Annotated in this window: 20 protein-coding genes, 1 pseudogene and 1 riboswitch; of the genes and pseudogenes, 15 read left to right on the top strand and 6 right to left on the bottom strand. The window is 65.8% G+C overall.

The annotated features are described in order from the left end of the window. Positions 1-26: 26 nt before the first annotated feature. The 3 genes from ACYVKA_RS12010 to ACYVKA_RS12000 form a co-directional block, all read right to left on the bottom strand. Positions 27-704 carry a response regulator transcription factor gene (locus ACYVKA_RS12010; protein ID WP_394275346.1) on the bottom strand — a complete coding sequence of 226 codons (678 nt, stop codon included), beginning with the start codon at positions 702-704 and terminating at the stop codon, positions 27-29. Further along, positions 701-1,942, bottom strand: a complete 1,242-nt coding sequence (locus ACYVKA_RS12005) for a sensor histidine kinase (RefSeq protein ID WP_460705700.1) — start codon at positions 1,940-1,942, stop codon at positions 701-703. The genes ACYVKA_RS12010 and ACYVKA_RS12005 overlap by 4 nt, the downstream gene beginning before the upstream one ends. Before the next feature lie 129 nt (positions 1,943-2,071). Continuing rightward, positions 2,072-2,632, bottom strand: coding sequence for a DUF2382 domain-containing protein (locus tag ACYVKA_RS12000; protein WP_460705698.1), 561 nt, complete (start codon positions 2,630-2,632; stop codon positions 2,072-2,074). A 217-nt stretch (positions 2,633-2,849) separates the two neighbouring features. Here ACYVKA_RS12000 and ACYVKA_RS11995 point away from each other — a divergent pair, with 217 nt between their 5' ends. Together ACYVKA_RS11995 and ACYVKA_RS11990 are read left to right on the top strand one after the other, a co-directional pair. Next, the gene (locus ACYVKA_RS11995; RefSeq protein ID WP_460705696.1) at positions 2,850-3,491 is read left to right on the top strand and encodes an HAD-IA family hydrolase; all 642 of its coding nucleotides are present in this window, start codon (positions 2,850-2,852) and stop codon (positions 3,489-3,491) included. Positions 3,492-3,605: 114 nt separating this feature from the next. Beyond that, positions 3,606-3,723, top strand: a riboswitch (SAM riboswitch). Between the two features lie 29 nt (positions 3,724-3,752). Beyond that, positions 3,753-4,463 (top strand): hypothetical protein, encoded by a 711-nt coding sequence (locus tag ACYVKA_RS11990; RefSeq protein ID WP_460705694.1) that lies wholly within the window; start codon positions 3,753-3,755, stop codon positions 4,461-4,463. A 17-nt stretch (positions 4,464-4,480) separates the two neighbouring features. On the opposite strand, the gene ACYVKA_RS11985 is transcribed toward ACYVKA_RS11990, so the two are convergent. Continuing rightward, positions 4,481-4,942 carry a hypothetical protein gene (locus tag ACYVKA_RS11985; RefSeq protein ID WP_460705692.1) on the bottom strand — a complete coding sequence of 154 codons (462 nt, stop codon included), beginning with the start codon at positions 4,940-4,942 and terminating at the stop codon, positions 4,481-4,483. Beyond that, entirely contained in the window at positions 4,939-5,529 is a 591-nt protein-coding gene (locus ACYVKA_RS11980) for a winged helix-turn-helix domain-containing protein (protein ID WP_394277580.1), read from the bottom strand. The genes ACYVKA_RS11985 and ACYVKA_RS11980 overlap by 4 nt, the downstream gene beginning before the upstream one ends. Positions 5,530-5,673: 144 nt before the next feature. On the opposite strand from ACYVKA_RS11980, the gene ACYVKA_RS11975 reads away from it, so the two are divergent. The 5 genes from ACYVKA_RS11975 (at position 5,674) to ACYVKA_RS11955 (ending at position 11,972) form a co-directional block, all read left to right on the top strand. Next, a complete protein-coding gene (locus ACYVKA_RS11975; protein WP_460705690.1) occupies positions 5,674-6,615 on the top strand; it encodes an alpha/beta fold hydrolase in 942 nt (313 codons plus the stop codon). A gap of 61 nt (positions 6,616-6,676) precedes the next feature. Continuing rightward, entirely contained in the window at positions 6,677-7,975 is a 1,299-nt protein-coding gene (locus ACYVKA_RS11970) for a restriction endonuclease (protein ID WP_460705688.1), read from the top strand. Between the two features lie 508 nt (positions 7,976-8,483). Further along, complete coding sequence (locus tag ACYVKA_RS11965) at positions 8,484-9,545, top strand: DNA adenine methylase (RefSeq protein WP_460705686.1); 1,062 nt, start codon at positions 8,484-8,486, stop codon at positions 9,543-9,545. A 24-nt stretch (positions 9,546-9,569) separates the two neighbouring features. Then, positions 9,570-10,418, top strand: coding sequence for a hypothetical protein (locus tag ACYVKA_RS11960; protein ID WP_460705684.1), 849 nt, complete (start codon positions 9,570-9,572; stop codon positions 10,416-10,418). Positions 10,419-11,090: 672 nt separating this feature from the next. Beyond that, positions 11,091-11,972: a hypothetical protein gene (locus ACYVKA_RS11955; protein WP_460705682.1), complete on the top strand. Its 882-nt coding sequence runs from the start codon at positions 11,091-11,093 to the stop codon at positions 11,970-11,972. Positions 11,973-12,398: 426 nt separating this feature from the next. On the opposite strand, the gene ACYVKA_RS11950 is transcribed toward ACYVKA_RS11955, so the two are convergent. Continuing rightward, positions 12,399-13,049 carry a GntR family transcriptional regulator gene (locus tag ACYVKA_RS11950; protein ID WP_460705680.1) on the bottom strand — a complete coding sequence of 217 codons (651 nt, stop codon included), beginning with the start codon at positions 13,047-13,049 and terminating at the stop codon, positions 12,399-12,401. Positions 13,050-13,153: 104 nt separating this feature from the next. Here ACYVKA_RS11950 and ACYVKA_RS11945 point away from each other — a divergent pair, with 104 nt between their 5' ends. From ACYVKA_RS11945 to ACYVKA_RS11910, 8 genes and pseudogenes are all read left to right on the top strand, one after another. Continuing rightward, complete coding sequence (locus ACYVKA_RS11945) at positions 13,154-13,558, top strand: hypothetical protein (protein ID WP_460705678.1); 405 nt, start codon at positions 13,154-13,156, stop codon at positions 13,556-13,558. Continuing rightward, a complete protein-coding gene (locus ACYVKA_RS11940) occupies positions 13,555-13,779 on the top strand; it encodes a hypothetical protein (RefSeq protein WP_460705676.1) in 225 nt (74 codons plus the stop codon). The genes ACYVKA_RS11945 and ACYVKA_RS11940 overlap by 4 nt, the downstream gene beginning before the upstream one ends. Positions 13,780-13,833: 54 nt before the next feature. After that, positions 13,834-15,000 carry a hypothetical protein gene (locus ACYVKA_RS11935; RefSeq protein WP_460705674.1) on the top strand — a complete coding sequence of 389 codons (1,167 nt, stop codon included), beginning with the start codon at positions 13,834-13,836 and terminating at the stop codon, positions 14,998-15,000. After that, a pseudogene (locus ACYVKA_RS11930) lies at positions 14,901-16,028 on the top strand (replication initiator); the annotation flags it as partial. The gene ACYVKA_RS11935 and the pseudogene ACYVKA_RS11930, both read left to right, overlap by 100 nt. Before the next feature lie 62 nt (positions 16,029-16,090). Continuing rightward, complete coding sequence (locus tag ACYVKA_RS11925) at positions 16,091-16,471, top strand: replication initiator (RefSeq protein WP_460705672.1); 381 nt, start codon at positions 16,091-16,093, stop codon at positions 16,469-16,471. 37 nt (positions 16,472-16,508) lie between these two features. Continuing rightward, on the top strand, positions 16,509-16,685 hold the full coding sequence (locus ACYVKA_RS11920; RefSeq protein WP_460705670.1) for a helix-turn-helix domain-containing protein: 177 nt from the start codon (positions 16,509-16,511) through the stop codon (positions 16,683-16,685). Then, complete coding sequence (locus ACYVKA_RS11915) at positions 16,682-17,833, top strand: tyrosine-type recombinase/integrase (RefSeq protein WP_460705668.1); 1,152 nt, start codon at positions 16,682-16,684, stop codon at positions 17,831-17,833. The genes ACYVKA_RS11920 and ACYVKA_RS11915 overlap by 4 nt, the downstream gene beginning before the upstream one ends. 111 nt (positions 17,834-17,944) lie before the next feature. After that, positions 17,945-18,988, top strand: coding sequence for a hypothetical protein (locus tag ACYVKA_RS11910; protein WP_460705667.1), 1,044 nt, complete (start codon positions 17,945-17,947; stop codon positions 18,986-18,988). The last annotated feature ends 74 nt before the right edge of the window (positions 18,989-19,062 follow it).

The raw sequence follows: 19,062 nt of genomic DNA, 5'->3' as shown, positions 1-19,062 counted from the left end.
CTGGGCCGGACCCGGTCGGGCGGGCGTCAGCGCAGGGCGTCGTGCACCACCAGCGCGGCCTGCACCCGGTTCTCGGCACCCAGCTTGGCCAGGATGCTGGAGACGTGGGCCTTGACCGTCGGCAGCGAAAGCTTCATCTGGGCGGCGATCTCGGCATTGGCCAGGCCGTCGGCCAGCGCATCGGCCACCTCACGCTCCCGGGCGGTGAGCGCCTCGAGGCGACGGCGGGCGTCACGGGCCTGGCCGTTGTCGCGGCCGGTGCCGGCGGCCCGGTCCATCACTTGGGAGAGCACCGTCGGTGACAGGGCAGGGTCTCCCGCGGCGACCGACAGCACCGCGTCGATGATCTTGTCGGGCGGGGTGTCCTTGAGGACGAAGCCGGCAGCACCGGCCCGGATGGCCTCGACGACCAGCTCGTCGGCGTCGAAGGTGGTCAGCACCAGCACCCGCGCCGCGGGACGGGCGGCCAGCACCTTGCGGGTGGCCTCGATGCCGTCCATCCGCGGCATCCGGATGTCCATCAGCACCACGTCGGCCTGTTCCCTGGCGACGAGCTCGGCGGCCCCCAGTCCGTCGTCGTGCTCGGCGACAACGTCGATCCGGGGACCGCGCAGCATCAGCCGCAGACCCGCACGCACCAGTGGGTCGTCGTCGACGATGATGACGCGCAAGGGTCGGGTCGAGCTGGTGGATGACTCGGTCATGACCCCATCTTGGCATTCCACGGCAGGTGCGCGCGGACCACGAAGTCGGTGTCGGTGCGCGTCGCCTGGAGTTCACCGCCGGCCAGGGCGGCCCGTTCCCGCAGCCCGGCCAGGCCCATCTGCGCGCCGGGGACGGTGCTGGGCGTGTTGCCGAGCGGATTGCTGATGCTGATCAGCAGTCCGCGATCGGGATCGCCGTCCAGCTGCACCGTCACCGGCAGGCTGCTGGCGTGCTTGCGGGCATTGGTCAGCGCCTCCTGGATGATGCGGTGCGCGTGGCGGGCCGTGGCGGGGCCGATCTCCCCGGCCCGGGGCCAGAACTCGTCGGGCACCTGCAGGGTGATGCTGGCCCCGGCCGACTCCTCCGCGGCCACCAGGGTGGGGACGTCGAGCAGCGAGGGCTGGGGTGGGCTGATCGCCTCGTGCTGCTCGGTGCGCAGCACGCCCAGCACCTCGCGCAGCTCCTCCAGGGCCTGGTGGCTGGCCTCGCGGATCGTCGCGGCGGTCTGCCGGGTCTCCTGGGGGGTCAGGTCGTCCTTGATCTCCAGCACCCCGGCGTGGAGGCTGATCAGGCTGATCTTGTGGGCGAGCACGTCGTGCATCTCGCGGGCGATGCGGGCCCGCTCGGCGGTCTGCGCCTGGGCGACGCGGGCGCTCTGCTCGCGCCGGGCCAGCTCGGCGGCGGTGCGCCAGGAGGCGACCAGCTCGGCCCGCGCTCCCCTGTTCCAGCCGATCGCGGTGAGGATGACGACGAAGAGCAGCTCGAAGGTGAACAGCAGCACCACGTCCGAGACCGAGCCGAGCAGCAGCGGCGTCCCGTCGTCGGCATGGGGGCCCAGCACCAGGTCCGAGACCACCCCGGCCACCATCGAGCCTGCCCCGACGAGGATCACTTCGATCCAGCGCCGACGGGCGCCGATCGCGAGGATGCCCACCGCCAGCGCCGGACCCAGCGAGAAACTCAGGCAGTAGGCGGCCAGCAGGATACCCATCACCAGACGGGTGCGGGAGTGCCGCAGGACGATGAGGGGGGTCACCAGCAGCATCAGTGCGACATCGGTGGCCATGAACAGGTGGGTGATGTTGGGCGCCGGCAGTCCGCGGGCCGTCTCCCAGCTGTACAGCCAGGTGATGGCTCCGAGGAGGTAGCACAGCCCGATCCGCCAGGTGTGGGACAGCACCCGTCGCCACCAGGGCTGCCGGAACTGTGGCAGCGGGGCGGTGGCGGCGGTACTCATGCGCCGGAGTCTAGGCATCCGGGGCGGGGATCTGGTGCTGCAACGGGCTCGGCCCACCGCTCCCGAAGGATGGGTCGGTGGGCCGATGGTGCCGGGCTGGGCCGGGTGATGGGGCCAGGCGTGCTGGGCTCAGGCGCGCGGCAGGTCGGTGCGCTCGACGGCCATGTCCTCGTCGACCTCGAGGCGCTCACGGGCGACGGTGCCGTCGAAGCTGACCACCGAACGCTGGGTGTCGACCATCAACTCCACCTTCTCGTAGGGCACGGTGTCGACCTCGACGCGCGGCACCTCCTGGTGCAGCACGTAGGTCTCGGCGACGCGGCTGCCGACGGTGTCGGTGGAGCCCTTGATGGTGTTCGGGTGGCCCTGCGGGACGGCATCGGGGTACTCGATGACCAGTTCCTCGCGGCGCACCGGCACGGTGATGGTGCGCTCCTCCGTGACGACGCGGCGGGTCACCTTCACCCGCGCCCACTCGTGGGGGTGCACTTCTGCGACGAGTCGCTCGCCGTGCAGGGTGATCCCCCTGGCGTCGAGCTCGCCGACGTGGACCACCTCGGCGCGATCGTGGAGGTGGGAGCTGTCGTGGTCGACGGCGCCGGCCAGTCGGTCGTCGCGGGCCTCGACCTCCTCGTGGACGATGCGGTCGTCGTGGCTCAGGCGCTCGTCGCGGATGTCGTCGCTGCTCATGTCACTCCTAGGTGCTGTGCCCGTGGTGTCGGACCCTGCTGGTGTCGGACCCTGCTGGTGTCGAACGCTGTGGCGTTGGGTTGATGCTTCCACAGCGGGCGCGCGCCAGTCAGCTCGATTCACGCTGGGCGTAGTGGTTCCGGGGTGTCGAGGCGATGCGTGGGTGAGGGCGGCCCGACCGGGACAACGCGATTCGGAAGCCCCATAGGCTGCTGGCATGAGCAGGCACATCGTGGACGGCATCCTCTTCGACAATGACGGGGTGCTGGTGGATTCGCTGGCCGCCGCGATGGAGGTTTGGCAAGACTGGGGGCGCCGGTGGGAACTCCCCCATGACCCCACCGTCGACTTCCCCCACGGCACGCCCGTGCGCGACATCATCGCCGGCCTGGTTGCGCCCGGGGACGTGGAGCGCGCCTATCGCGAACTGGATGCCGGCGAGCTGGCCTGCGCCGACCGGACGCGGGCGATGCCCGGCGCCGTTGAGCTCACCGCAAGCCTTCCCGTCGAGCGGTGGGCGGTGGTCACCTCGGCCGGGCGCCCGCTCGCCGAGGCCCGTCTGGCTGCCGCCGGTCATGCTCCGCGCCATGTGGTGAGCGCCGACGACGTGACGCGTGGCAAGCCCGACCCCGAGCCCTACCGTCGTGGGGCCGAGGTGCTGGGCATGGACCCGTCCCGCCTGGCCGTCTTCGAGGATGCCGCCGCCGGGGTGGCGGCTGCCCGGGCCGCCGGCATCGGTCTGGTGGTGGGCGTGGGCGACGAGCTGGACCCGGCCAGCGTCGACGTGCTGCTGCCAGACCTGCGCTCGGCCCGGTTGGTGGAGGCGACTGATCGGCTGGTGCTCGAGCTGGGGTCCTGAGCTGGGCTGCTGGGGTCCTGAGCCAAACCCCGAGGTTCCCGGGGTGACGGCCGCCCCTGATGACTTCCCAAATCCGGTGGCATCCACGGGCAGGTGGGTGCCACCATGGCTGCAGGTCACGAGTCGCGACGCCAACCCTCTGGAGTGGTCGCGCAGCAACCGGAGCCGCTCCGGTGCTTTCCAGGGAAGACCCGGCCAGCCGGCACTCCCGCCGCGCTGGGCAAAGCGGCCTCGCTTCGAGGCCCGGAGCGAGGAGTTCGCATGAATCGTCCCCTGCCGCCCTTCCCGCGGCCCCTTCCTGCCGACCAGACGTCCGTCGGTTTCCTGTTCGACGAGGACGGTCAGCCCCAGCTGGCGCCGCGTCCGGCGCTCGTCGAGTCCTATCGTCTGGCGAACCTGCGGCTGTGGCTCCCGACGGGTGCCGTGGTCGACCTGCTCCCCCGCCATGCCGTGGCTGCGGCCGTCCAGCCTGCCGAGGGCAGCCCCGCACTGCTGGAATCCATCGTGGGCACCCACATCATCTTCCCCGGACCGGACGCCCTGGAAACCCTGACCGCTCAGGGAATCCAGTGGAACCGCGCGGCCCGCTGGGCCCCGTCGCTGGACTGGGCGAAACCGGGCGTCATGGTCCACGGGCTAGGCGACGAGCGGATGCGCGAGCTGGCCGAGGCGCTCGGGCTGCAGGTCTGGCTGCAGGTGTGCCCGAACGGCCTGCGGGTCTGCTCGGGCGACGGACGCCTGGACTGGTTGCCACGCGCGGCCGTCGTGGTGCGCGAGGCCACGCTGGGATGCCCGCTGCGGGCAGGGCTCGATGACTTCTGCGTGCCCCGCGGCGGGCCGTGGACGAGCCAGTCCCGCGTGGCCTTCATGATGTGGCAGCAGCACCGGCGGATGCTCGTCGAAGCGCTGGGCTGTGGCGTGTGCCACGGCGGCGAGGTCATCGATCCTCGACGAACAGTGCGGGTGCAGTGATCGCCGGGCGGGCGAGGTCACCAGAACAGGCCGATCTGTTCCATCAGAAGGCCCGCCTTCTCGATGTACCCGGCCGCAAGCTCGACGGCCTCGCTCGCCTCGGCCTCACTTGTCTGGCTGAAGGTACTGGAGGGGTATTCGATCTCATGGCGTCGGCGACGCAGCGTGCTGAACTCCTGGAATCCCGGCGAGAACTGGGCTCGGAGCGCTTCTTCGACGGCCCGGTGACCGCCGGACTGGGTGGGGCGCAGCCCTTGGTGGACGAGAAGGGCAGTTCCGGCCATGCGAGCCGCATCATAGGCATTGGCATAGGCGGTGTCTGGATCGATCGTGACAACTGCGCGCGCCGCAGCCAAGGTACGGCGGGCACGGTCCAGCTGCAGCGAGCCGTCCGAAGCTCCCCGCTGGAGCCGCTCCAGCGAACGTGCCTCCACCAGCTGTTCGATGACGGCAGCCCCTTTGGGCCATCGCTTGCTCATGTCTCCTCCAGCGCCGGGGTGACGTCGAGCCAAGGCCGTGCCTTGATCTCGCTGACCAGTCGATCGCTGCCATCCTCCCACTCGGCCAGGGACCGCATCGTCGGATTGACGTCGATGCCCAACCGATCCTGACTCCGGTCAGCAGCCTTGTACATCTCGGTTCGCCGCACATCCCCCACCACCAGCACGTCGACATCATGCGGCTGGTGCCCTGCCTCGCCGTGATGGCGAGCAGCCCAGGACCCGAAGATGAGCACCTTCACCGCGCCGGAAATCTGGGAGAACTCCTCCCCGATGATGGTGGCGGGACCCAAGACCACTTCGACCAGTCGCGTGAGCGGATCGGCGGCGGGGTGGTCGCGGTTCATGCGCACGAGGCGCGTACGCCCGACATACGTCTCGTCCAGGATGTCAGCTCCGACCAGCCTGCTCACCTCTCGATGGACCGTCCCCGAAGGCACGTCGGTGAGGCGGCTGATATCGGCCAGTGAGTACTGCTCCGTGGGGTGCAGGCACAACAACGCGAGGATCCTTGCCACCGCTCCGCTACGAAAGACCGGGAACAACGCCGGCGCCTTTGTTCTCATAGATGGAAGATATCCTCCATCTATGAGATGAATCAATGGGGCATGATCACTGATCCCCAGAGACCCGCCTGGCCCAGGATCGTCGCGACGAATAGCATCGGGTCATGCGCCGCACCCCGGCGGCGCTTTGACGAGGAGGTCGGCATGGCCCTGCAGGAGATCGAGTTCACCTCGCACAACGGACGCGACCAGATCCAGGCGTGGGTGTGGTCACCGGTGGGCACGCCCCGCGCGGTGGTGCAGCTGGTGCACGGGCTGGGCGAACACGCCCGTCGCTACCACCGCTTGGTCTCTGCGCTGGTGGATGCCGGTCTCGTCGTGGTGGCCGATGACCATGCAGGGCACGGCCGCACCGCGATGCGCGAGGGCATCTGGGCCGACGCCGGCGATGACGCCGCTGCCGTGGTGGTGGCCGACGAGCTGACCCTGCAGGCCAAGGCCCGCGAGCTCTACCCGGAGCTGCCCTATGTGCTCTTCGGCCACAGCTGGGGCTCGATGATCGCGCGGGTGATGGCGACCCGCGAGGGGTCGGCACTGGACGGCTTGGCGCTGTGTGGTGTGGCGGCGCAAATGCGCGGCATCGAATCGGTGGTCGACCGGGCCCGCCTGCAGTCCCTGGCTGCAGGTGATGGTGCTGCCGAGCCTGCCCCCGACGACCTGGTGGGGCAGCTCTTCGACGGTTTCGTCGAGCGCTTCGGTGAGGATGCCGGCCCGACGGCGTGGGTGGCCAAGGATGTCGACGTGGTGGCCGACCACGGCCGCGACCCCTTCAACAACTTCGGCGCTCCCCTGAGCAGCCGCTTCCTGCAGGGATTCGTCGCCCTCTACGACCAGGCCAATGCCGACAGCTTCTACGAGCAGCTGCCCGCCGACCTGCCCGTGCTGATCCTGGCCGGCGACCAGGACCCCGTCGCCAACTACGGCGAAGGCGCCTACCACGTGGCCAATCGCCTGCGCGCCACCGGCCACGACGACGTGCGCACACGCGTCTGGAGCGGTCTGCGGCACGAGGTGCACAACGAGCCGGAGAGCCGTGACGAGGTGGTCGCCGAGCTGGTGGAGTTCGTGGGGCGGGTGGGCAAGTAGTCCGGAGGTGACACGATCGGCCCTCCCCCGCGCGGGACCGTCCCTTGGCAGGATGGCTGCCATGCCGCCCACCGAGGATCGCAGGTTCAGCCACGACGAACTGTCGACCTGCCCCTTGGTCATTGATGCCATCTATGAAGGCGGCACCGCAGGCCATGCCGGAGACGACCCAATCGGCAAGATCCTGCCCGTCGGCAACCAGGGCGGTTTTCGTTACAAGGGCAGCCCTATGCGCAATGACGTGAGGGTCATCGTGCTCTACACCTCGGGCGGAGAGACCGACTGGCCCGATCGGTTGGATCCGGAGACTGGCCAGTTCACCTATTACGGCGACAACCGCACGGCCGGGCATGAGCTGCACGACACCCGGCGCAAGGGCAACCTGCTGCTGCGCAACATCTTCGAGGCGTCACACGAGAGCCCTGAATCCAGGGCAACGGTTCCGCCCATCTTCCTGTTCGAGAAGGTCGGCACCGGGCGCGACGTGCGCTTTCGCGGGCTACTGGTTCCGGGCTTCAAGGGCCTGAGCCAAGAGGAGGAGCTTGTGGCGGTGTGGCGAACCACGCAGCGCAAGCGCTTCCAGAACTACCACGCCCACTTCACCGTTCTCGACGTGGCGACGATCGAGCGCGACTGGCTCGACAACATCGCTGCCGGCCGTGCACGTGAAGCTTGTCCACCGGCGTGGCGACGCTGGGTACAGGGGCGCATCTACTCACCCTTGGCTGCGCCTCGCACATTGCAGGTCCGGTCCAAGGACGAGCAACTCCCACAGCGCCCGGACGAGCAAGCCATGCTTGAGCTGATTCATGGACACTTCAGTCCTCGCCCGACCGAGTTCGAACACTTCGCGGCCCACTTGTGGACGCTCCAGGATCCATCCGTAACCGCAGTTGACGTGACGAGGGCTTCTCGGGATGGAGGGCGGGACGCGCTGGGCACGTACCGGATCGGACCGACCACGGATCCAATCGAGATTTCCTTCGCTCTGGAAGCCAAGTGCTACGCACCCGGCCGCAACAGCGTCGGCGTGCGCGAAGTCGCTCGCCTGATTTCGCGCCTGAAGCACCGTGACTTCGGCGTGCTCGTCACGACGTCTCACATCGACAGGCAGACCTACCAAGAAGTGCGCGCCGACGGGCATCCGGTGGTCTTCATCACTGGCGGGGACATCATCGACATCCTGCGCAAACAGGGACTCCGGAGCGTCGCGGAAGTGCAGCGGATGCTGCAGGATGACTGGCCGTTGGCCGTCGAGGCACCGGCAGCGAACTCGCCCCATATCAACAGGCTCAGCGATGAAACGCCCCTGCCCGATGCCACGGAGTACCTCGAGCGGCGAACGCAGTCAGCGCGATAGGGGCGCGTTGCTTGGAGCATGGCATACTCCTGAATGCAGGACGCCCTTGAGCCTCCCGCACCCACCGATACCCCACCCTCAGCGGGGTATCGTGTTTCTCTGGCTCGTCAACCAGGGTCGCGCCCCAGCGCGGGTGGCGCCGGGAGCCGGACGCGAGAGCTGACCGAGTGCCGGCCAGATGGAACAAGGGGCTCCAATGATTCTGGAAATCCCTTGCACTTAAGACGTTCAGTGACGCCCGGGAGAGTTGACCTCCCGACCTGCGCATTACGAGAACGATCGGGCGGGGCTGGTAGATCGCCTCCCAGCATCACTGAGGTCCTCCAGCGTCCACGGGAATCCTCTCACGGACGCCCAGTTGGCTGCCACCTTGGCTGCACCATCGAGAGGCGGAAGACACTGAAGCCCCATCGGACAACACCCTAGACAACACCGCTGAGCCATGATCGTCGATGCGCACCTGAGCGCCCTTCCACCGTATGGTGGACCCAACCGGAGACGAGGAGACATGTCCCAAGCCCCCCTTCTGCAGGCAACCTACACCGCTGCCCTTCAACAGGCCGCCGCCTACCCACACCTGCGCTACATGGGCTCGAAGTACCGCATCCTGCCCACCCTTGCCGACGTCTTCTCTCAGCTAGGCGGCACAACAGCCCTCGACCCCTTTGCCGGGTCCGGCGTTGTGTCCTACCTGCTCAAGTCGTTGGGATACCAGGTCACGTCGTCCGACTATCTCGACTTCCCTGTCGCCTTAGCGCGGGCCGCCTGTGTCAACCAAAGTGATCGACTCTCGGCCGACTTCCTTGACTACTTCACCTCGAGCGACAACCTGGACGGGCGTGACTTCATCTCACGGACGTATGCTGACCGCTTCTTCACCGAAGACGATCTGCGCTACCTCGACGCCGCCTGGTCCAAGATCGACCGGCTGGAAGGCTCGACCAAGGATCTCGCCATCGCGGCCCTCGTGCTGGCTGCGGCCAGGAAGCAGCCACGTGGAGTCTTCACAGTGACGGGTCTCCGTTACGACGACGGACGTGCACAGCTGCACCAACCTCTGGCGGAGCAAGTGCGATCTGCTGCAGCGGCTTGGAATGCCGCTGTCTTCACCGGTTCCGAATGCACGGCACTGCAGGCGGACGCACACTCAGCCCCTACCGGCATGGACCTGGTCTACCTGGATCCTCCGTACGCTCCACCGCGGGATGACGCCGACTACCTAAAGCGCTACTGGTTCTTGGACGGCCTCGCCAACTACTGGAGCAGCGGGACCGCTCAAGTAATGGAGTCCACCAAGACACGCAAACTTCCGAAGCGCCCAACCGCCTTCGGCTCCCGCAAGACAATCGAGGCTGCCCTCTCCACTCTGCTCGACCGCTTCAGGGCATCATCCGTCGTTCTGTCTTACGGGTCGAACGCCGTGCCTGAACTACCTCGGCTCCTCGACGTAGTCAAGGAGAGCAGGGGCGAGTCACCCGAGCTGATCAAGATGCACCACCGTTATCACTTCGGCACACATGCTGCTGCCAGGCGCCGTCAGGTGCAGGAGTTCATCATCGTCGCGCCATAGCTGCAGGTATGCAAGAGTATGGCTGTGCCTGCTGCGATCAGTTTCCCTGACTACTTGGCGTCGCTTGGGCGGCTCACCGCCCACATCGATCCGACGAACTCTACGCCCGATGCCGAGGCGATTCGGCAATCATTTCGATCTCTTCGCGAACTGCCGGCCATCACAGCGGAGACGATCACAGCTTGGGTCTTGGCCAACCCCAAAGACACCTACGTCCTAGCACTCGCGGCAGGGCTCAGTCGGGAGAAGTTCAAGAATCAGCTGAAGGACTGGTTCGGGACCTCCAGCTGGAACAAGGCAGCGGTCGATACCCCAGCGGCCCTGGTAAGCAAGTTGGATCAAGAAACCGACCTCATCCGCCTGCTGTGCACGCAGATCCACGAATCCTATGACTTTGGTGACATTCTCGTTGCTCGGGCTGGAACACGAGTAACAGCCACCAGCGCAGGAAGGAGTGGCCGAAAGATCGAAGATGAACTCGAAAGAATCGCAGATGACTTGGGACTACCCTACGAGCTTAGAACTCGCTTTGAAGGGAGATCCGGCAAGACGGCACCTGCGGACATCGCAATCCCCTCAGGAGGACGGGGATGCATTGTCGCGGTGGCCGCCAAGGGGTTCGACTCCACAGGTTCGAAACTGACGGACGCCGTTCGAGAGATCGAGGAAATGGCGGACGCCCGAACCGGAAATCAGATCACAATGGCCGTAGTAGACGGGATTGGATGGAAGAGTCGCCAGGCCGATCTCAAGCGCATTTGGAATCTGTGGGATTCCCAAGAAATCGATGGCCTGTACACCCTAGCCACACTTGACATTTTCCGCGAAGACCTCACGCGAATCGCCGATCTCCGCCAGATCCCCCGCCGATAGGCCCTGCAGGAATTCTCCACCGCACCGAACGTCCACAGACGTCATGCGCAGCGCCGCAGCCCCTGCAAAGACCCACAACTTCAGCTCCAATGGTTGGTTCCGTCAATGAAGTCACGCTTACCCAATTCCCTCTTCGCGAGAATTCACCCCACCCCCACCATAGACCCACTTTCATGGCTGTGGGACATATTTTTCGCCCGCAAGTGGCAGTCATTAGATCAGTTGTCAAGTGATCAAATATCATCTGGGGATACAAACGATCCGACCCCAGCAGAAACTGCGGAGTCATGGAGAAGTTTCTATGCCTGGGATGGCTGCAGCCCACTTCGCGCGAGCTTTGCGGTACCCTTCAGTCTCGGAAAACGGCAGGACACTTTCACGCGTCTGATTTCAGGTCGATTCAATGAGTATCAGATCTCGGGCGACGGGATCGTCGAGTCGATACACCCCACCAGAGGCGAGCCAACGCTATCGGCACTTCCCGAGGTCCTGTCACCGTACGACCCAGCGAACGATCACGATATCATCCACCCACTGTCCAGACCCTTCCAATTGCCCGCGTGTGCCATCCACCTGCAAGTCACTGAAATCGACATATCGGAGTTGATTGGCATAGATGATCAGAGCCGACGTTGGGTGTCCCATAGCGCTCTGCATGACCTAGAAGACCTCTTGCTGAGAATGGGGAGCGAGCTACTCCAAGCGGCCCTGGAATCGAATCCACCCGACGAGGCCGATGGGATTTCCGTGGGGCCTCTATGCGCCGGAGATCTCGTGGGATGCGGGATTATTGAGGTCATCGACTGGAAGGGAGACTTGGTGCACTTCCCATTAGTTCCCTTACCGCCACTCGGCGCTTGGGGAGTTCACTCCCCCTCTCCCGACTGGTATCCATCCTGCGGCCAAGAGCCACCCGCGTTGGACTTTGCCTCTGACCACCTTCGGCGCGTTAGCGTGTGGAGGAATAGATTCGAGCGCCACCGAAACAGGGGCGAGTGGGCCGAAGCCGTGGTTTCGCTGGAGGCAAGCCTTGAGCAGTACCTGTGGTTCCAACTTGAAATTGTTCTTATTGAGCATGGGTTCTCACGGACGGAAATCCTCGAGGAGGCGAAGCACGTGAACGCTTCTCTCGTCCTCACTTACCTGCAACACCACCTGGGCGGCTCGGCACACCTCTGGCGTGAAACTATTGAGAACAAATTTGGCGTTATTTGGTCGACGCGAAATCAAGCCATCCACGCCGCCGCAGAGATCTCTTTGCGAGATCTAGAGAACTGCGTCAACCTGGCGCATTCTGTCCGGCAATTCATTGAACAACGTCTCACGGAGTCAAGATCTGGCCACTACATCGGCAGAGCCCTACTCCAAGGGCATCCAAGCCGAGAACTGGCGCTATTTCTCCAAGTCGCGAATGGAATAGATCTCCGAGATTTCAACGCGAGTAGGCCCACGATATTCCCGAAGGACCCCGGCGCCGGATTGAGCACGTGCTCCAGCCGAAGAGCAAAGAAGCTCATGACTGGCGAGATCGCCCGTATTGATGACCTGAAGTAAGCAGTTGCCCCACGAGAAACGGCCAATAGGCAAACACCAAAGTATCAAGAACATGGCTGCAGGGAGACACGGCGCTTTGAGCAGCAGCACCAGATGTGAGCATCAGCAGGCCTACAGCGCCCTGTGCCAACGGCGTGAGAACCGGCCCGCAGCGAGCGCCAGCGCGCAAGGACACGGACCGCAGCGGCGACCGAGCGCAGCGAGGCCTTGATCTAGTAGAGGTCTATTCAGCAGCGAGAGATCCGTCTACGCGTTCGCCACTGGCCGTTCTTGGTGCACTCCCCTGCTCTCTATGCGTATGGCCGAGGCACAGTCCGTTGACTGCTTCCGCGAACCACGGACCGGGAAAGATCTCGGGCTCACCGTTGTCGTTGGTCCACTCGCGGCGAGACCCGCCCTGGTGGGGCTGCCGGTCAGCTTCGGCCGTCACTCGCGCCCCTGAGGTTCCCCCAGGGCCCACTCGTCTTCGAACCACTTTAGGATTGTGTCGACGTACACGGGCTCCCGCCGGAACCAGACGCACTCATCTGTGAATGCCAGGGCGCCGTCCTGGTGAAGCGACATCACAGCATCCCCAGTCGTCAAGCGGATCATCGGCTGCAACGGCGTCTCAGCGTGCCGGACACGAATGATGGCTCCGGGAACCTTGGGAGGCTCAAATCCCTCCGCGTCGACCGGCATCAGCACACGAATCTCGATCGGATCCAACCGGGGGTGCTCGATGACAAGTGGCGAGAGAGTCGCGTCCGCGTCAGCCAAGGAGTTAAAGTAGCAATAGACGACCTTGCCCTGGGGATTGTTGAGATCCTCAGCCAGACCTGACATGGGCGATGTGGGTGGAACGCTGCTGGGCGGCGTGATGAAGATGCCCTTGCCCTGGATCGTGTAGATGATGCTGCTCCGTTGCAGCTCCGCCAGCGCGTGCGACACTGTCATGCGCGAAACCCCAAAGCGCTCGCACAGTTCACCCTGCGTCGGAAGCTTCAGCTCCTCCGCGTAGACGCCCTGGTTGATCTCGTCGCGCAGCTTGGCGGCAATCTCTCGATAGCCAAGGCGCTGAGGTTCGCTAGGTGTCATAGACACATAGTCCCATAGCGCGCGAAGCCTTGACATGTGAGTCAGCCCTGTGCATAGTCTATGTTGCATAGACAACATGGCAACAAAGACAGAGGAGACCTGACATGAGCATTGGCGGACGTATCAAGGTGAACTGCAGCGATGCCTTCCCATTCGGCGTGGCGCTGGTGGGTGACGTGACCCCCGCCATCGACTTCGAGAAGTCGAGCAAGGACAACCGCGTCCAGGAGCGAGACAAGGAGACGGGCAAGCTCGTCTGGCAGGTCGACATCATGGACTTCGACCCCGAGGCACGTGAACGCACCATGCGCCTGAAGGTCGCTGCCGACGTGCAGCCCGTCCCGCCGGATGCCATCGCGAACGCGCCGATCCGCCCCGTCTACTTGGAGGGGCTGACCGTGACGCCCTACGCCAAGGAGACTGGCAACGGCCGCGCCCGCGTCGCATACTCCCTGCGCGCCACCGGACTGGCCGCTCCCCGCACCGCCCGTGAGTCCAAGGCGGCGTGACCATGCGTACCTTCACCCTCGTCACGCAGGAGGTCCCGGCACACGTCGTCGTCTGGACCGAGCCCCTGTTCCGTCGGGGACGCATCGTCCTGTTGACCCTGGCCTGGGTGGCCGTCGGGATCCTCCTCCCCACCATGGAGGCTCTCAACGTCTTCATGAAGGCGACCATGGCCATGGGCGTGCTCGTCGCCTGGTCGTGGTTCTGCATGTCGATTCCGTAGGAGGAGCTCGATCCCCTCGTCCGCTACCTGCGTGCCCCGCGTTCGCACCGTCGGATGATGCGGCACTTCCACCGACGCTGGCCGGACCTCATGGTTGCCGCGGGGCTCGCTCGTCCTGGTCTGGCGGGCAGTGGTCTCACCGTCACTCCGCCCCTGTACGGGCTCGACGTCAACGAAGCGGGGCTGCTGGTCGCCCACCCCGGCCTTCTCCTGGGCCAGACGGTGCAGGACTGGGAGAACGCCTGCGACATCCTGCGCACCGCCTCCGACGCCCAGCGCGTACGTGTCTCCACGGACCCGGCACGCAACCGAGTCGAGCTGGTCTTCTCCCTCGTCGACCATCTGGCCGAATCCTTCAGTCTGGAAGCGCCAGACGGTGACCTCGTTCCCACGGAACACGTCGAGCTGGGCACCACCGAAGACGGTCAGCCCTGGATGCTGCCTTTGAGGATCTCCACCCTCACCGCTGGCGCCACCGGCGCGGGCAAGGGCTCCGTCCTGTGGGGAGTCGTGACGGCACAGGGGCCCAACATCGAATCCGGCCTGGTGCAGCTGCAGGGCATCGACCTCAAGGGCGGCATGGAACTCTCCCTGGGTGCACCGCTGTTCACCCGGTTGGCGACCGAACCCGCTGAGGCCGTCGTACTCCTCGAAGAGGCCGCGGTGCAGTGCCAGGCACGTGCCCAGAGGCTGGCCGGAATCACGCGCCTGCACGAGCCCACCGTCGAAGAGCCGCTCGTGCTGGTGGTCGTCGACGAGCTGGCATCGCTGGTGGCTTACCTCCCCGATCGCGACCTGATGCGCCGCGCTGAAAGCGCCCTCGCGATCCTCCTGAGCCAGGGCCGGGCTGTCGGCTTCTATGTCTACGGCTTCCTGCAGGACCCACGAAAGGAAGTCCTCAAGATCCGCAACCTGTTCACCCAGTCCATCGGCCTTCGTCTCAATGGGTCCGAAGAGGCGGCGATGATCCTCTCCCACGACGCCGTTCGCTCCGGCGCTCGGTGCCAGGACATCCCGCGCACCATGCCGGGTGTCGGGTACGTCCTCGACGAGACCGGCCAGGTCACTCGGGTCCGCGCCGCGTACACCAGCGACGACGCCATCCGCGAGGCTGCCCAGCGATGGCCCGCGCCCGTCCACATCCCCATCACCGTGCCCGAGGCCGCGCCCAAGACGCGCAGTCGCCGCACCCCACGCCTCGAAGGGAGCGATGCAGCATGACCCCCACGATCACGGCGGCGATGGCCGCTGAACTGGCTGACGCCAACCACGTGTGCCGTCGCCCCGTGGTCCGGCGAGTGCATGACCGGCAGACCGGCGCTGAGCAGACCGTCGCCATGGCCTGTGGCGCCACCCTCGAATCCCGCTGCCCCGCCTGTGCCCACAAGGCCCGGACCTTGCGCATGCAGCAGTGCCGCGAAGGATGGCATCTCTCCGAGGAACCGGCGCGTCCTGGGGCCACCGTCAACAATCCCGCCACGGGCACGAGTCGCCGCGTGCGGTCCACCCGCCGTCGCCAGGGCATGCCCAACCTGCCCAAGACCCCGATGGATGCACGAACCATCGGCACCACCTTCACCGCACCCGACGGACGCGAGTACCGACCCTCGATGTTCGTCACGCTCACGCTGCCCAGCTACGGGGCAATCATTCCCGGTACGGGTATTCCGGCCGACCCGGCGCGCTACGACTACCGACGCGCCGCTCTGGACGCCCTGTTCTTCTCCCGGCTGGTGGACCAGTTCTGGAAGGCTTTGCGACGCTGCGCTGGATACGACGTGCAGTACTTCAGCGCCGTCGAACCCCAGAAGCGTCTGGCGCCCCATCTCCATGCCGCCATCCGCGGTGCCATCCCCCGCCAGCTCCTGCGCCAGGTGGCCAACGCCGTCTACCTGCAGGTCTGGTGGCCACAGTTCAGCCGGGTGGTGTACAGCCAGGAGAACCTTCCCATCTGGACTGGCGACGGCTACGCCGACCCCGAAACCGGCGTGATGCTGCCCACCTGGGGCGAGGCCATGGATGCGCTGGACGCCGACCAGGTCGCGCGGCCTGCCCACGTGATGCGGTTCGGGACGCAGACCGACATCCAAGGAATCGTCGCCTCGTCTGCCGATGCGGACCGCGCCATCCGATACCTGGTCAAGTACCTCAACAAGTCGATTGCCGAGCCCTACACGGACACCGACGCGGCGGACGCCGCCTACGAAGCCCACATCGACCGCCTACACGCCGAACTGCGCTGGCTCCCCTGCTCCGAACAGTGCACCAACTGGCTGCGGTACGGGGTGCAGCCCCCGGGGCGAAGGAAGGCATGGTGCCCGGCTCCTGCCCCAAGAAGCACCACGACCGCGAGCATCTGGGCCTCGGCGGACGCCGCTGCCTCGTCTCCCGCAAGTGGTCCGGCAAGACCCTCAAGCGGCACCGCGCAGATCGAGCCGCCGTCGTCCGTGAAGCCCTGGAAGAGGCCGGGATCACGGCGCCCGACATCGAGCGCCTGAGCGCAGAAGTCCAAGCCGACGACGGCCGCCCACGCTACGAGTGGCACCCCGTCGAGCAGTCCCCCGGCCTCTACACGCGAACGATCCTTGCCGGGATCCAAGAACGCCACCGTTGGCGCACCCAATACGAGCACGCCAAGGCACTCCGCGCCGCGCGAGACCCTGTGAACAGCAATTCAGCAACTTCCACCTAGCCCAGCAACCACCCCACCATCAGGAAGGACCCCCACCATGGAAAAGCTCATGGTCACCGTCGCAGAAGCCGCCCAAATGCTCGGCGTCTGCCGCAATCGCGTCTACGAACTCATCTACTCCGGACAGCCGGCCTCCGTGAAGATGGGCCGCTCTCGTCGGATCTCCGTCGACGACCTCAAGCGCTTCGTCGCCGAAAACTCGGTGGCGGCATGACCAGACAGCGCCGTGGACAAGGCGAAGGCGCCGTCTACAAGACCGCGGCCGGCCGCTGGCGCGGCTACGTCGACTTTGGGTGGAAGGAAGGCAAGCGGCAGCGCAAGTACGTCACGGCCAAGACCAAGGCAGAAGCCCAGAGCAAGGTTCGCCAGCTCACTCGACTAGCCGAAGAAGGCCGGATCGAACCCGGGCGAGTACCCACGCTGTCGGCCTGGATGGACCAGTACCTGGCCGAGGTGGCGGGCAGCACCGTTCGCTCGTCGACGCTGGCGCGCTACAAGCAGGAGAACCGGCTCTACATCGCGCCCGCGCTTGGACGCTGGAAGCTGGACAAGCTCAGCCCCGCGCACATCTCCGACTTCTACCAGGTGATGTTGCGCAAGCTCGCGCCGGGAAGCGTCCGTCGCCTCCATGCCTTGCTCCGGCGGGCCTTGACGGTGGCTGTGCGGTGGAAGTTGATCCCGACCAACCCCGTGCTGTCCGTCGACCCGCCGTCGATCACCCGCTCCGAGGTGACGCCGTGGACCCTCGAACAGACCAAGACCTTCCTGTCGTTCGTGAGCACCAAACCCACGGCCGCCCGCTGGGAGCTGGCCATTGCCCTGGGACTGCGCCAAGGCGAGGTCCTGGGCCTGTCAAGGGCGGATGTGAATTTCGAGGAGCGCACCCTGCGCATTGCGCAGGCCCTGCAGTACCAGCCCGGCCGCGGGCTCGTCCTCGTGCCGCCCAAGACGGCCCGCTCTCGTCGCACTGTCGCCCTGCCCGATCATCTGGTCGAGACCCTGCAGCGTCACCGCGCCGAACAGGATGAGCAGAGGGCCGCGGCTGGCGATGGGTGGCAGGAGCATGGCCTGGTCTTCACGACAGCGAACGGGACGCCGTTCTCACCGCGCAATGACTACCGCACCTTCAAGCGCTATGCGGCGGCCGCTGGGTTGCCTGAGATCCGCCTGCATGACCTGCGCCACACGGCCGCATCGAACATGCTCACGCAGGGCGTCCATGCTCGCGTCGTGATGGAAACTCTGGGCCACTCCCAGATCAGCCTGACCATGAACACCTACAGCCACGTCGCACCGACCGTCTCCCGGGACGCCGCCGACGCCATGGGCGCAGCCCTGTGGGCAACGGAGCCCACCGCCTGAATCGGCGCATTTTGAGAAATCTCGAAATCGCATGTCACGTTTCGCCGCCTCCACCTGTCTAGACCAGTGAACGGGTCACCGGGCCCCTTCGAACAGCAGGAGAAATCACCCATGTCCCAGTGGCCCAACCACCTTCGCCACCTCAACCCGTGCATGCTGCCCGTCGCCGAGCATCCGTATGGCGACGTCGCGACGGCCTACCCCACCACCCGGATCTGTCATGCGGACACCGTGACTGCGGTCGCAGGCCAGCCCGTCACTCGTCCCGACGTCTTCCCGCTGCGCGGCTTCCTCGAAGACCGCTTCCCGAACATGTCCGATGTGGTCAAGCAATACAAACAGCGCATGGCCTCCCGGCCCCTGCTCGTGCCGTCGCTGACCGAGACCGGGCACTTCGTGGGCACCGCCTTCGGACTGGGCATCGCGCTCCTCGCAGACCCCGACGCGTTCAGCGCCGACGCCGAGGAGCTGATGCTCTGCCTCCGAGAAGACACCAAGGAGCTGATGACCTCGATCGACAGGATTGCCAGCGGCACCGACCGCGAGGCTCTGATCCGCATGTTGCTGGGCCTGGCCCGGATCACCGACCTGCGCCACCCCGGGGCCGATCGAGTCCGCGAGGCCTGCTCGACGCTGGCTGGCTCCCCGGGCCACCTCCTCGACCTGGCGACCGATCAGGAGCAAATCGAACTGGACCAGCTGCTCCGGCTCGCCGAGAACTCCCTGCTTCCGTCGCTGGCGCCTTGCGATTCGGTCCGGTCCAGCGTCTTCGATTTCGCCCAGGCGAAGGGGCGTCGAGTCTGTGAGGCCTCGCTCGACCTGCTGGCCGACGGCACCCTGGTGGAGCTGAAGACCAACAAGCCCAAGAAGGCCGCGAATCGGGTCGCCATGCAGAAGGAGCACGTTGCCCAGCTCATCGGGTACGTGCTTCGTGACTACGACGACCGGTTCAACATCGAGCGGGTGCACTACTACCAGGCGCGTCACGCTGCGGGGATCACCTGGGACACGTACTACCTGCTCGACACCGCCGCTGGGCGCCGGGTGGATCTGGCCAGGACTCGGGACGACTTCCGTCGGCTACTGGAACTGGTCGACGATCCTGAGGCCCGCGAAGCGCTCTTCGCCAAGAACTCGTTGACGAGCGGGAACTAACCCCGGACTTCGAGGCCCGTCGATTCTGGACCAAGCGCTTAGAGTTCGCGCGGATAGGCCTCAAGGACGACGCG

It is taken from the genome of Luteococcus sediminum (genome assembly GCF_054783495.1).
This window is presented reverse-complemented; position numbering and strand designations above follow the sequence as displayed.